12 protein-coding genes are annotated in these 13,505 nt (G+C 72.9%); 3 read left to right on the top strand and 9 right to left on the bottom strand.

The window, feature by feature from the left end; translation table 11 throughout:
• The first annotated feature begins 453 nt into the window (after positions 1-453).
• Positions 454-2,148, top strand: a complete 1,695-nt coding sequence (gene ctaD, locus H7H31_RS28560; protein WP_187063946.1) for an aa3-type cytochrome oxidase subunit I — start codon at positions 454-456, stop codon at positions 2,146-2,148.
• On the opposite strand, the gene H7H31_RS28555 is transcribed toward ctaD, so the two are convergent.
• The 4 genes from H7H31_RS28555 to H7H31_RS28540 all read right to left on the bottom strand — a co-directional run bounded on the left by H7H31_RS28555 (position 2,108) and on the right by H7H31_RS28540 (position 5,827).
• Positions 2,108-3,109 carry a helix-turn-helix transcriptional regulator gene (locus H7H31_RS28555; protein WP_187063945.1) on the bottom strand — a complete coding sequence of 334 codons (1,002 nt, stop codon included), beginning with the start codon at positions 3,107-3,109 and terminating at the stop codon, positions 2,108-2,110. The two genes, ctaD and H7H31_RS28555, sit on opposite strands and share 41 nt — an antisense overlap.
• A 260-nt stretch (positions 3,110-3,369) precedes the next feature.
• Complete coding sequence (locus H7H31_RS28550) at positions 3,370-3,540, bottom strand: hydrophobic protein (protein WP_187063944.1); 171 nt, start codon at positions 3,538-3,540, stop codon at positions 3,370-3,372.
• Between the two features lie 95 nt (positions 3,541-3,635).
• Positions 3,636-4,580, bottom strand: a complete 945-nt coding sequence (locus H7H31_RS28545; RefSeq protein WP_187063943.1) for a hypothetical protein — start codon at positions 4,578-4,580, stop codon at positions 3,636-3,638.
• Positions 4,577-5,827, bottom strand: coding sequence for a glycosyltransferase family 4 protein (locus H7H31_RS28540; protein WP_187063942.1), 1,251 nt, complete (start codon positions 5,825-5,827; stop codon positions 4,577-4,579). The genes H7H31_RS28545 and H7H31_RS28540 overlap by 4 nt, the downstream gene beginning before the upstream one ends.
• Positions 5,828-6,452: 625 nt before the next feature.
• Between H7H31_RS28540 and H7H31_RS28535 the strand changes: the two genes are divergently transcribed.
• Both H7H31_RS28535 and H7H31_RS28530 read left to right on the top strand, forming a co-directional pair.
• Complete coding sequence (locus tag H7H31_RS28535) at positions 6,453-7,235, top strand: hypothetical protein (protein ID WP_187063941.1); 783 nt, start codon at positions 6,453-6,455, stop codon at positions 7,233-7,235.
• Between the two features lie 194 nt (positions 7,236-7,429).
• A complete protein-coding gene (locus tag H7H31_RS28530) occupies positions 7,430-7,804 on the top strand; it encodes a hypothetical protein (protein WP_187118117.1) in 375 nt (124 codons plus the stop codon).
• Positions 7,805-7,909: 105 nt separating this feature from the next.
• Here H7H31_RS28530 and der read toward each other — a convergent pair whose 3' ends face one another.
• The 5 genes from der to H7H31_RS28505 form a co-directional block, all read right to left on the bottom strand.
• Positions 7,910-9,370 carry a ribosome biogenesis GTPase Der gene (gene der / locus H7H31_RS28525; RefSeq protein WP_187061423.1) on the bottom strand — a complete coding sequence of 487 codons (1,461 nt, stop codon included), beginning with the start codon at positions 9,368-9,370 and terminating at the stop codon, positions 7,910-7,912.
• A 58-nt stretch (positions 9,371-9,428) separates the two neighbouring features.
• On the bottom strand, positions 9,429-10,178 hold the full coding sequence (locus H7H31_RS28520; RefSeq protein WP_372454993.1) for a lysophospholipid acyltransferase family protein: 750 nt from the start codon (positions 10,176-10,178) through the stop codon (positions 9,429-9,431).
• A complete protein-coding gene (gene cmk, locus H7H31_RS28515) occupies positions 10,139-10,861 on the bottom strand; it encodes a (d)CMP kinase (RefSeq protein WP_187061422.1) in 723 nt (240 codons plus the stop codon). Before cmk ends, H7H31_RS28520 begins: the two co-directional genes overlap by 40 nt.
• Before the next feature lie 284 nt (positions 10,862-11,145).
• The gene (locus H7H31_RS28510; protein ID WP_222625023.1) at positions 11,146-12,069 is read right to left on the bottom strand and encodes a hypothetical protein; all 924 of its coding nucleotides are present in this window, start codon (positions 12,067-12,069) and stop codon (positions 11,146-11,148) included.
• A 146-nt stretch (positions 12,070-12,215) separates the two neighbouring features.
• Positions 12,216-13,301 carry a prephenate dehydrogenase gene (locus H7H31_RS28505; protein ID WP_176160920.1) on the bottom strand — a complete coding sequence of 362 codons (1,086 nt, stop codon included), beginning with the start codon at positions 13,299-13,301 and terminating at the stop codon, positions 12,216-12,218.
• Positions 13,302-13,505: the final 204 nt, after the last annotated feature.

The following is a 13,505-nucleotide window of genomic DNA, read 5'->3' as shown; positions in this document are numbered from 1 at the left end:
GCCCGGTTTGCCGCGTACCGCGTCACCCGTAAGGCCCTTCCGTTCCCCGTCGGAAGGGGCGGCCGAGTTCTCATCAATTTCTCATTCCGGCGCCCGAAAAGGGCCGCGTCGCGCGCCGTCGGGCGGCTACGCGTAGGAAATTGAACGGCTAACGGAAATGCATACCGCATCACACAGGGAGCGCACAGTTCCACCACATTGATCTGGCCGTTCGCACACAGGTTTGGCCATAGCTACACGTACCGACTTCCCCCACTGACGCCCACATGCCAGACACACCAGACAAGCCCGACAACGATCCCCACACAGGTCCTCATAAGTAGCTCGCGGACAGGGCAGAAGGGGGCGAAACGGCGCGCCGTGCGCGTGTCGTACCGCCGCCCCCGCCGCGGGCGCCCCGCATCATGGCGGGTACCCGAAGCCCGGCAGAGCAGACGCCCAGAGGGAGCACGCATGGGAACGGAGACCGCCCAGGCGGCTACCGGGCCGGTTCGGGAGCGGCGGCCCGGTCGCGTGGTGGTGGACTGGCTGACGACGACCGACCACAAGAAGATCGGCCACCTCTACCTGATCACCTCGTTCGGCTTCTTCCTGCTCGGGGGGTTACTGGCCCTGGTGATGCGGGCCGAGCTGGCCTGCCCCGGGTTGCAGCTCATCTCGAACGAGCAGTTCAACCAGGCGTTCACGCTGCACGGCACGATCATGCTGCTACTGTTCGCGACGCCGACCTTCGCCGGGTTCGCCAACGAGATCATGCCGCTCCAGATCGGCTCCCCCGACGTGGCCTTCCCGCGCCTGAACATGCTGTCGTACTGGCTGTTCCTCATCGGCGGGCTCATGGTGACCAGCGGCATGCTGGTGCCGAACGGCGCGGCCGACTTCGGCTGGTTCGCCTACGCGCCGCTCAACAGCGCCACCCACTCGCCCGGCATCGGCGCCGACCTGTGGATCATGGGCCTGGCGATGTCGGGCTTCGGCACGATCCTGGGCGCGGTCAACTTCCTCACCACCATCATCGGGATGCGCGCGCCCGGCATGACGATGTTCCGGATGCCCGTCTTCACGTGGAACGTGCTGTTCACCTCGATCCTGGTGCTCGTCGCCTTCCCCGTGCTGGCCGCCGCGCTGCTGTGCCTGGAGGCGGACCGGCGCTTCGGGGCGGTGGTCTTCGAGGCCGAGTACGGCGGGGCGATCCTGTGGCAGCACCTGTTCTGGTTCTTCGGGCACCCGGAGGTCTACATCATCGCGCTGCCGTTCTTCGGCATCGTCACGGAGATCATCCCGGTCTTCTCCCGCAAGCCGATCTTCGGCTACGTGATGCTGATCGGGGCGACGATGGCCATCACGGGGCTGTCCGTGGTCGTCTGGGCCCACCACATGTTCGCCACCGGCGCGGTGCTGCTGCCCTTCTTCTCCTTCCTGTCCTTCCTGATCGCGGTGCCGACCGGGGTGAAGTTCTTCAACTGGATCGGCACCCTGTGGCACGGGTCGATCTCCTTCGAGACGCCCATGCTGTGGTCGATCGGCTTCCTGGTCAGCTTCCTGTTCGGCGGCCTCACCGGCGTCATCCTGGCCTCGCCGCCCCTGGACTTCCACGTCACCGACAGCTACTTCGTGGTGGGCCACTTCCACTACGTGGTCTTCGGCACCGTCGTCTTCGCGATGTTCGCCGGCTTCTACTTCTGGTGGCCGAAGCTCACCGGCAGGATGCTCGACGAGCGCCTGGGCCGCGTCCACTTCTGGACCCTGTTCGTCGGCTTCCACGCCACGTTCCTGGTCCACCACTGGCTGGGCGTGGAGGGCATGCCGCGCCGATACGCGGACTACCTGGCGGCCGACGGCTTCACCGCGCTCAACATGGTCTCCACCGTCGGCGCCTTCCTGCTCGGCCTGTCCACGCTGCCGTTCCTCTACAACGTCTGGAAGACCGCGCGCTACGCGCCGCCGGTGACCGTGGACGACCCGTGGGGGTTCGGCCGCTCGCTGGAGTGGGCGACCTCCTGCCCGCCACCACGGCACAACTTCCTCACCCTGCCCCGCATCCGCTCCGAGTCCCCCGCCTTCGACCTGCACCACCCGCGCGTGGCGCGCCTTGAAGAGGCGAGCATCAAGGCAGAGCCCGATCGAGGCGGTCGCGAATCCGTCTGATGTGCTCGCGCAGCTCGGCCGGCTCGCGCACCTCGAAGTCGAAGCCCGTCAGGACGATGTGCAGCACCAGCACGTCCAGCGCGTGCGCGCCGGTGTGCAGCAGGCAGGAGTGCTCGTCCACCGCCTCAAGGACGCCCGCCGTCGGCGATATCCGCTCCGCGGCACGCTCCACCGGGACGCGCAAGAGCACGGTGGCGCGGTGCGCGTACGCGGTCACGGACACCCCCCGCGACACGTAGGCGGCCAGGTCCTCGGCGGGCGGCTCGCGGTGCTCGAAGCGCGGCCCGTGCGGCGGCTTGGGGGTGATGCGGTCGGCCCGGAAGGTGCGCCAGTCGGCGCGGTCGAGGTCCCACGCCACCAGGTACCAGCGCGCCCGCGAGCACACCAGGCGGTACGGCTCGGTCGTGCGGCGGCTCACCCCGCCCCCGTGGTCGCGGTACTCGAAGCGGACCCGTTCCCGGTCCCGGCAGGCGTGCGCCAACTCGGTCAGCACCCGTGGGTCGATGGCGGCGTGACCCTGCGCGCCGACCATCGGCACCGTGTACGTGTTGAGCGCCGAGACCCGGCGGCGCAACCGGTCCGGCAGCACCTGCTCCAGCTTGGCCAGGGCGCGCACGGTGCTCTCGTCCATGCCCTCCACCCCGGCGGGGGCCATCCGCAGCCCCACCGCGACGGCCACCGCCTCGTCGTCGTCGAGCAGCAGCGGCGGCAGTTCGGCGCCCGCGCCGAGCTGGTAGCCGCCCGCCGTGCCGGGCACGGAGTGCACCGGGTAGCCGAGTTCGCGCAGCCGGTCCACGTCGCGGCGGATGGTGCGCGGGGTGACACCGAGACGCTCGGCCAGCTCCGCGCCCGCCCAACTGCGGCGCCCGCCACTCGCGCCGTACCGGTCCGTCGATGCGAGGCCGCCGTGGGTCTGCAACAGCGAGAGCAGACGCAGGAGTCGGGCCGAGGTCTCCAACATGGGCAGCAGTCTGCCAGCCACCGCGGACAGCTACGGTCCGCGAGGAACCGGTAGGGGTGGGCGGACGCGAGGCGCCGTCATCGCCCGCTACCTCGGCCCGGCGCGCCCGTGCCCGCGCCCGGTGGTCGGGCGCGGGCACGGGCCCACAGGTGACGACCGGGCCGGCACCGAACGCGTCGTTCGGTGCCGGCCCGGTCGCCGGACGGCTCGCCGGCGCGGCGGTCACCGTGGTGGGGTGCCGCGCGCCCGGACCGACCCGCTCACCATCGATACCAGCGGGAGCGGTGGCCGCTCGGCGTGGTGGAGCGCACCAGGAAGCCGAGCAGCCAGATGACCAACACGGCGATGGCGATCCACCACAGCACCTTGATCGCGAAGCCGGCGCCGAACAGGATCAGGGCCAGCAGCAGAACCAGTAGAACAGGAACCATAGTTCACACCTCCAGGACAATCGAGTGCCCCGCCCACCACGGCTCATGCAAAATGCCCCGCCCCGCGGCGGTGTCATGACTCACACCGACGGCCGCTACGCCCCCTCGACGCGCACCGAGAGGTCGTTGTCCGCCGTGTAGTACGGGGTGACGCGGACCGTGCCGCGGTCGGTGCTCAACGACAGCGCCGGGTAGGCGAAGACCGGCTTCTTGTCCACGACGTCGTCCAGGATGCGCGCGATGCGCACCCGCGTCGCGGGCGGCCGGTCCGCCGGGGCGGCCTCCGCCGCCGCTTCCGCCGCCGCCCGGCCGTCGGCCTCCTCGTCCTCGTCGGCCCGGGCCAGCCACAGGTCCCACACGTCCTGCCCGCCGTCCCAGTGCGCGGCCAGGTCCGCGTAGGCCAGCGAGAAGTCGAAGTCGGCGCAGTCCGCGGTGACCGGGACCTCGTGCGCCACCGACGGGTCGCGGCGCAGCCGGGCCCGTACCACCGCGCCGGACAGCCAGGCCACCGGGCGCTCCACCCGGTAGAGCCGGCCACGCCCGGTCAGCGTGCCGTCCGCCACCCGCAGCTCGCCGGCCTCCGCGTGCGGGGCCCGCAGCCAGCTTCGCAGCGAGAGGTTGCCGTGCTTGGTGGTGTACGGGATGCACACGGCCAGCGGCGACAGGCTCGGGCCCGGCCTGCGGTCCACCAGCGAGCGCAGGTCGTTCAGGCCGGGCGCGAGCCGCCGGGGCCGCTCGTCGCCCACGGCCACGTACACGTCCCAGCGGCCCTCGGGCAGCGCGACCGTGCTGGGCAGCACGGCCCGTACCCGACGCTCGCCGGCCGGCGACAGCGGCAGCCGCACCTCGTCGGCGCCCTCCGCGTCGCCCCGGAGCCTGAGCACGAGCGCCGCGTTCCAGTCGGCGGGGTCGGGCAGCGCGAGGTCGACGATGTCGAAGGTGAGGCCGCCCGCGGAGTCGGCGACGCTGTCCGCGCGCAGCGGCGCGCTCGCCTCGGGCCGGGAGGCGGGCGTGGGCAGTTGTGCAGGGGGGGTCGTCATGCGGCACGTACCTTTCTGAACGCCTGTCGTCCGACGTCCTTGGTCGCGTACACGCCACTGAGCAGGGCGCCTCGCGTGCGGTGGAGCGAGCCGCGCAGTCCGCCGCGCGACATCAGGTCACTGAAGAGCGCCTCGTACCGGCCGGCGACCTGGGAGGGGTCGAAGCGGGCCGAGTTCGCGAGCGCGGCGCCGCCCATGCGCTGCCGCAGTTCGTCGTTGTTGATCAGGTCGAGGAGGGCGCCGGCGATCGCGTTGACGTCGCCGACGGGGACGAGCCGGCCGTCCACGCCGTCGTCGATGATCTCGCCGGGGCCGTGCGGGCAGTCGGTGGAGACCACCGGCAGCCCGCAGCGCATCGCCTCGACGATCGTCATGCCGAACGACTCCAGGCTGGAGGTGACGGCGGCGATCGAGCCCTTGGCCCACTCGGGGTCCAGCGGGTTGGCGGGGCCCATGAGGAAGACGTGGTTGTAGAGCCCGAGGCGGTCGATCAGGGCACGCAGCTTGTCCCGCTCCGTGCCGGCGCCGTAGATCCGCAGCCGCCAGTCCGGGCGCTGCGCCACGACCTTGGCGAACGCCTTGATCAGCAGGTCGTACCGCTTCACCGGGGCCAGCCGGCCGGCGGCCACGACCCACTTGCCGGTGCCGTCGGCCGGGGTGATCCCCGGCTCCGGAACGCTGTTGGGCACCGCCTCCACCCGCACCCCGGGCAGCCGCATCTGGCGCCGGTAGGTGCGCGCGTCGGCCTCGGTGACCGTGGTGACCGCGTCCAGCCTCGGGTACAGGCCGCGCAGCGTCTTCTTCAGGCCCTTGGAGTGCGTGCTCAGGGTCAGGTGCTCCTGCCCCACGCGCACGATCCCGCGCCGCGCCTCGCGCGCGATGTGGCAGTTGAGCCCGGGCCGGGTGCCGACCACCACGTCCGTCTCCAGGCCCGCCAGGTGCTCGGCGACGCGCAGGTCGGTCAGCTCGCTGTACTGCTTGTACCTGCCCTCGGTGTACGGGAACACACGGGCGGGCTTGGTGTACCGCGGGTCGTTGCCCTCGTAGTCCGGGCTGTTCTTACGGATGTCCACCAGATGCCGCAACGTCACCTTGGAGCCGGGGTCGAAGACCGGCTCGTCGCGGTGCCGGAACACGGAGACGATCTCCACGTCGTGCTGCTCCGCGAGCGTGCGGGCAGTGTTGTACGTGGTGCGGATCGTCCCGCCGATCCCGTACGCGTTGTGAATCAGGAATGAGATATGCATCCGTCCCCGTCATCCCACGGTTTCCCCGCGGACGGTCGCTCGTCCGCCTTAACTTCTGGGTAAGACCAGGAAAACGGTTGCGGGGTTGGCCCCGCACACCATCTTGTTCCCCAAGCGATGTGCAATCGGTAGCACCCCACGGGAACTTTCCCAGCCGAGTGATCATCATGGCCGGTCGGCGCGGTCCGTCCCGGGGCGCCGCGCTGCCGGGCGTCACCGGGTCGGGCGAACCGGCGCGGTCGCTCCCGCGCCCGGCGCACCCGGACCACCGGCCGCTCGGAGCGGGTGCCCCGAGGCCATGACGATCGTTCGCTCGCTGCCCAAGGGTGCCCGCCCGAGCGCGTACGCGCCACCGCGCCGGCCGGTCGGGCTCGCGCGCGGCGGTTCGCGGGGGCGTGATCCGGCCGCCCCACAGGGCCCAGCCGCCCCGTGCCCGGCCCCTCGCGGGCCAGCGGCGGGGCGGGTCACAGCGGCCCGCAAGCGCTTCCAGGCGGGGCTGGCGGCGGCCCGGGGACGGCGCGTTTCCGCGTCGCGCCCGGCGTGACCCCCGCCGCTGGTCCCCCGTTGTGCTCATTACGAGCCGGGGGTCCACCCGGCGCATGAAGACGATTTCGAGGAGCCACCCGTGCCGCGCATGCTCGACGTCAGCGACGACGTACGCGCCGAGATCGGCGACGAAGAGGCCGAACGGCTGCTCGTCGGCGACAACACCCCGGGCAACTACGACTGCACCTCGTGTCGCACCCCCGGCGACGCCGCGCAGGAGCCCACCAGCACGGTCCTGTTCGTGGGTGACGAGACCGCCGTCCTCGCCTTCGCGCACGCCTCCTGCATCCCCTCGCAGGTGGTCACGGTCTCCGAGGAGCAGTTGCAGGGGGCCGTGCGGTCCATCACCGCGAGCCAGGACGCCGACAGCATCACCAAGAGCGACCCACGGCAGGCGGTGCTCGGCGTCACCAGCGGGCTGATCCTGCTCGACGGCGACGTCCACCCCGGGCTCGTGGTCGAGCCGACCGGGCCCATCGTCCGGCCCGGCTCCGACGGCCCGGGCGACGACTTCCTGACCCTCCTCACCGAGCAGGGCTTCCGGCCGGTCACCGACCTGGAGCAGCGGCCGGAGCGGAACTCGGGCTGGTCGGTGCTGCTGGCCATGGGCCAACTGCACGCGGTCCTCTCCCCCGGCGCCGACGGCACCGCGTCCACCGCGTGGTGGCAGGCCCACCAGCCGCTGCACGTGACCGAGGGGTGGCGGGCCGCCGCGAACAAGAGCAACACCGTGTTCGTCTACGCGGCCCCGGCCGGCGTCATCGGCCAGCAGCCGCGCGAGGACCTGCTCCGCTCGGCCCTGGAGCGGGCCGCGGCGAGCGGGCAGTTGGTCGCCGCGGCGATGCCGCTCGCGGGCACGTGATGCGGGCCGCGCCCGCGCGGGGGCAGGGCCCGCAGCCGTACGGCGTCGCCCCGTACGGTTCCCGGTCCGTGACGCCGGACCGGGAACGCGCCCGCCCGAACGCCCACTTCGGACACACTCCCCCATACGCCTCACGGGTGGCGCATTCGCCATACTCCCCGCATCCGACGAGCGATCGGGTCGTTGGCGCTTACGTGCACACATACGAGCCCGCCCCCCGCGACCCCTACCAGCCCCCGATCCCCAGCATGCGGCCCCCGCACGAGGGACCCGACCACGCGCGGCCCCACCAGCACGTCGCGTCGGCCACGCCCATCTTCGACGCCCTGTACGCGGAGTACCGCAGGTCCTTCCGGGCCCTGCCGGGGGACCGCTCGGGCGAGGAGGACCTGGGGTTCACGGCGTTCGGCCACCGCGAGCAGCGTGGCGCGTGGGAGCGCCCGGGCGGCTGGGAGCGCACCGGCACCTGGGACGGCGGCGGCTGGTCGGGCAACGGGCGCCACCAGCGCACCAACCTGCCGGCGGCGCTGCCGCCCGCGCCCCGGGACGGCAGGCGACGCGGCCTGTAGGAAGACCGCCGCCGCGTCGGCTGGACGCGGCGGCGGGGGCACCGGCTTGGCGGAGCCGCCGGAGCGGCCCGTGCGCGCGGCGGCCTGGGGTCTGACCCCGGGCCGCTACTTCTTGCGCCCGCGCTTCTCGCGGACCCGCACCGAGATGTGGATCGGGGTGCCGTCGAAGCCGAACTCCTCGCGCAGCCGGCGCTCCACGAAGCGGCGGTAGCCGGCCTCCAGGAAGCCGGAGGCGAACAGGACGAACCGTGGAGGCTTGATGCCCGCCTGCGTACCGAACAGGATGCGCGGCTGCTTGCCGCCGCGGATCGGGTGCGGGTGGGAGGCCACGATCTCGCCGAGGAAGGCGTTCAGCCGCCCGGTGGGGACCCGGGTCTCCCAGCCGGCGATGGCGGTCTCGATCGCCGGGACCAGCTTCTCCATGTGCCGCCCTGTACGCGCCGAGACATTGACCCGCTGGGCCCACGGGATCTGCACGAGGTCCCGCTCGATCTCCCGCTCCAGGTAGTAGCGGCGCTCCTCGTCGAGGGTGTCCCACTTGTTGTACGCGATGACCAGCGCCCGACCGGCCTCCACGGCCATCGTGATGATCCGCTGGTCCTGCACGCTGATGGACTCGCTGGCGTCGATGAGGACGACCGCGACCTCCGCCTTCTCCAGCGCCGCCGCGGTGCGCAGCGACGCGTAGTAGTCGGCGCCCTCCTGGAGGTGGACGCGACGGCGGATGCCGGCGGTGTCCACGAACTTCCAGGTCTTGCCGCCCAGCTCGATCAGCTCGTCCACCGGGTCGCGGGTGGTGCCGGCCTGCTCGTTGACGACCACCCGCTCCTCGCCCGCGACCTTGTTCAGCAGCGAGGACTTGCCCACGTTCGGGCGGCCGATGAGCGCGACGCGACGCGGGCCGCCGATGGCCGTACCGAAGGTCTGGGCCGGGGCCTCGGGCAGCGCGTTCAGGGCGGCGTCGAGCATGTCACCGGTGCCCCGGCCGTGCAGCGCGGAGACCGGGTGGGGCTCGCCGAGGCCGAGCGACCACAGGGCCGCGGCGTCCGCCTCGGCCGCGGGGCCGTCCACCTTGTTGGCGCACAGCACGACGGGCTTGCCGGCCCGCCGCAGCAGCTTGACCACGGCCTCGTCGGTGTCGGTGGCGCCGACGGAGGAGTCCACGACGAAGACGACCGCGTCGGCGGCCTCCATCGCGAACTCGGCCTGCGCGGCCACCGAGGCGTCGATGCCGAGCACGTCCTGCTCCCAGCCTCCGGTGTCCACCACCTTGAAGCGGCGCCCGGCCCACTCGGCCTCGTACGTCACCCGGTCCCGGGTCACGCCCGGGCGGTCCTCCACGACCGCCTCGCGGCGCCCGAGGATGCGGTTGACCAGGGTCGACTTGCCGACGTTGGGGCGTCCGACGACGGCGAGCACCGGCAGCGGGCCGTGGCCGGCCGCCGCGATGCCACTCTCCACCTCTTCGGGGTCGAAGCCCTCCTGCGCGGCGAGCTCCATGAACTCCGCGTACTCGGCGTCGCCAAGCTCACCGTGCTCGTCGCCGGTGTGGATCTGGTCGTTCATGAAGTGTTCCTCGTCGTCCCTCGGCGGCGGGCCCTCACGGCCCACCGCTCACGTCTGTCTAGCGGCCGGTGCGGCGCCTGGCGTCGGCCAGGTGCTCGCTCAGCCGCGCCTGGATGCGGACGGTCGCCGCGTCCAGGACTGCCCGGGTGGCCCGGGCGCGGGGGGCGCCCGCCCCGGTCGGGTCGCCGCCGGCGTCGTCGGTGGCGCGGAAGGCCGGGCCGAAGACGATGTCGATGCGGGACCGCAGCGGGGGCAGGGCCGCTATGGCCCGGCCGCGCCGCTCGCTGGTGCCCAGCACCGCCACCGGCACGATGGGGGCGTCGCCGCGCACCGCGAAGTAGGCCAGGCCGGCGCGGAGCGCGGCGAAGTCGCCCTCGCCCCGGGTGCCCTCCGGGAAGATGCCGAGCACGTCGCCGCGGCGCAGCACGGCGAGCGCGTCGGTGATCGCCGTCCGGTCCGCGATCTCCCGGTCCACCTTGAGCTGGCCGATGGAGCGCAGGAACGGGTCGAGCGGTCCGACGAACGCTTCCTTCTTGATCAGGAAGTGCACCGGCCGGGGCGCGGTGCCCATCAGCATCGGTCCGTCGACGCCGTGCGCGTGGTTGACCGCGAGGATGACCGGGCCGCTGGTCGGCACCCGCCAGGCGCCGAGCACGCGCGGTCGCCACAGCGAGTACATCAGGCCGATGCCGATGCGGCGACCGACCGCGGCACCCGGCCCGCTCGGTGCCTGCCGCGGCCCCGTCGCCCGCTGTGCCGCGGCCGTGCTCACGCGCCCTGCTTGTCTTCGATCAGGGTGACCACGCACTCGATGACCTGCTCCAGGGTCAGCTCGGTGGTGTCCACCTCGACCGCGTCGGCGGCCTTGGCCAGCGGAGAGGTCTTGCGCCCCGAGTCGGCCGCGTCCCGCTTGGCCAGCGCCGCCTGCGTGGCGGCGATGTCCGCGGCGCTCCTGCTGCCCAGCTCGCCGCTGCGGCGGGCGGCGCGGGCCGCCTCCGAAGCGGTCAGGAAGATCTTGAGGTCGGCGTCCGGCAGCACGGTGGTGCCGATGTCGCGGCCCTCGACGACGATGCCGTGCGGCGCCTCGGCGGCGATGGTGCGCTGCAACGCGGTCAGCCGGGCGCGCACCTCGGGCACGGCGCTGACGGCGCTGACGGCGGCGGTGACCTCGGCGGTGCGGATGGGGCCGGCGGCGTCGGCGCCGTCCACGCTGATGGTGGGCGCGGCCGGGTCCGTACCGGAGACGATGGCGGGCTTGGCCGCGGCGTCGGCGACGGCGGCCGGGTCGTTCACGTCGATGCCGTTGCTCAGCATCCACCAGGTGATCGCCCGGTACTGGGCCCCGGTGTCCAGGTAGCGCAGGCCGAGCTTGGCGGCGACGGCCTTGGAGGTGCTGGACTTGCCCGTGCCGGAGGGGCCGTCGATGCCGACAATGACTGCTGCCGATGCGGTCCGGGCGGCGGTTTCCACGGTGACAGACACCTTCCTCATGCACGGGGCGTTACTACGGGGCGGACGCGGAGTGATCGCGAAACGAGAGGTCTCCGACAAGGTTACTGGTTGAAATGACCACCCCGTGCAGCCGAGCCCACCGCCGTAGGCCGGGGGCCGGCCGCCACCCGTGGTGTGGCGACCGGCCCCGAGCGCCGCGCGGGCCCCCACCCGGGGCCCACCCGGGGTCTCACCCGGGTCGGCGGCGGTGCGGGGACGACCCGAGAACCGCCGGCTCCGGCCGCCCCGCCCCACACGCGTCACTCCGTCACCCCGTCACCACGTCATCCCGTCAGCTTGTTGGTCACGTCGGCGGTCTGGCCGCGCGGCGGCGCCTCGACCTCCGCGTCGGTGCCGTAGTCGGTGAAGTCGATGACCGTGCGGGCCGTCACGCGCTGCGCGTTCATCTCACCCTGCTTCGGCGTCAGCTCCATCTGCTGCCGCCGGATACGGCCGTCGTCGTCGAGCCACAGGTCCATCGGCAGGTGCCGGCCGAACTGCTTCTTGAGCTGGGCGGCCTCGGCCTTGTGGGGGCCGGCGAGCTTGTCCACGTCGATGCTCACCTGGTAACGGGTGGTCCGCACACCGTTCAGTTCCTGGCTGCCGAGCTTCTTGACCTTCCCGTCGGAGATGGCCTTGGTGTACTGGGCGGACGCCGCCGGGTCGCTGATCTGGTCTCCTCCGGAGCGGTCGTTCCGCTCGGCGACCTTCGCCAGGTCCACCTTGATCCACTGCTTGCCGCCGGGGATCTGCTTGCGCTCCTCCTTCGGCGGCTGTTGGAAGAGCACGCCGTCGACGACCCGCTGTTCGAGCTGCTTCCCGTCCCCGGAGAGCCTCAGCTTCGACGCGCCGTCGTCGAAGTCGATGACGCCCTCGCCCCGCACCGTGACGTCCTTCGAGCCCGCGCTGGTCTTCGTGACCAGTCGCATCTTCGCGGTCTCCGCCTCGGCGGTCTTCTCGTAGGCCGTCTGGACCACCTGGCTCTGATCCGCCCCCGCGCCGGGCGTCTCCGGGCTTTCCGAGCTCTTCCCGCCGCCCGCCTTGTCCGTCTTGTCGTCGGAGCCGTCGTCACTTCCGCACCCGGTCAGGGCCGTACACGCGGCGAGGCCGGTCACCGCGAGGGCGGCGATCGTCGTACGCCCCCGGCGGGACGCCGGCCCGGCGCCCGTGCCGCTGCCTGTCCGTCGAGTGAGCCGCCGTGCGCGCATCCTGCCTCCCGTGGTCATGTGGACTGTCGGTAAACGCGGGTGCCCCGGGCCCGGCGGCGTACACGCCCACGCCGCCGGGCCCGGGGCGAGGCGTCACACTTCGGCCACCACAATGGCCGAGAACCGGCTGTCGCGACGCGGCGCGCTCACGGGCGCAGCGGCCAGCCCCGCTCGCGCAGCGCCACCGTCAGCGGCTGCACCGCGTTCGGCTCGACCACCAGTTGGATGCGGCCCGCCTGCTGGCCGGTCGCGTGCTCGATCCGTACGTCCTCGATGTTGACGCCGGCCCGGTCCGCGTCGGCGAAGATCCTGGCCAGCTCGCCCGGCTGGTCGCCGATGAGGACGGTCACCGTGTCGTAGGCGGCGGGCGCGGCGCCGTGCTTGCCCGGCACCCGGACCCGGCCCGCGTTGCCGCGGCGCAGCACGTCGGCGATGCCGGCCGCGCCGTCCTCGCGCGCGTCCTCGGCGCCGGACTCCAGGGAGCGCAGGGCCCGTACGGTCTCCGCGAGGTCGTCGGCCAGCTCGGCCAGCACGTCGGCGACCGGGCCCGGGTTGGCGGAGAGGATGTCGATCCACATCGCCGGGTCGGAGGCGGCGATCCTGGTGACGTCCCGGATGCCCTGGCCGCACAGCCGCACGGCCGTCTCGTCGGCGTTCTGCAGCCGGGCCGCCACCATGCTGGAGACGAGCTGCGGGGTGTGCGAGACCAGCGCCACGGCGCGGTCGTGCGCGTCGGCGTCCATCACCACGGGCACGGCGTGGCACAGCGCCACCAGCTCCAGGGCCAGGTTCAGCACCTCGGTGTCGGTGTCCCGGGACGGCGTGAGCACCCAGGGGCGGCCCTCGAAGAGGTCGGCGCTGGCGGCCAGCGGCCCCGACCGCTCGCGGCCCGACATCGGGTGCGTGCCCAGGTAGTGCGTCAGGTCGCAGCCCTTGGCCTCCAGCTCGCGGCGCGGGCCGCCCTTGACGCTGGCGACGTCCAGGTAGCCGCGGGCCAGGCCGCGCCGCATCGCGTCGGCGAGGGTGTCGGCGACGTGCGCGGGGGGCACGGCAACGATGACCAGGTCCACCGGCCCCTCGGGTTCGGCGTCGCTGCCGGCGCCCATGGCGGCGGCGGTGCGGGCCTGTGCCGGGTCGTGGTCGGCCAGGTGTACGTGGACGCCCCGGCCCGCCAGCGCGAGGGCGGCCGAGGTGCCGATGAGGCCGGTACCGATGACGAGGGCGGTTCTCACGAAGTGGTGTCCTTCTGCGGGCTACGGGCTGGCGCTGTCACCTACCGCTTACCGCCACCCTAACCAGCGCCGGCCGGCCGATGGCCCGCCGCCCAACAGCCGAGACGGGCGCGTGGCGGGGGCGCGAGTGGGCCGCGCGCCGGGGGCGTGTGCGGCCGGTGGCCGGGGCGGGCAAGTGGGGTGCGATGCGCCGTCCCGCGGGGC

It is taken from the genome of Streptomyces buecherae, assembly GCF_014295035.1.
Classification (GTDB): Bacteria; Actinomycetota; Actinomycetes; order Streptomycetales; family Streptomycetaceae; genus Streptomyces; species Streptomyces youssoufiensis.
Note: the sequence above shows the minus strand (reverse complement) of the source record. Positions and strands in the feature narration are given on the sequence as shown.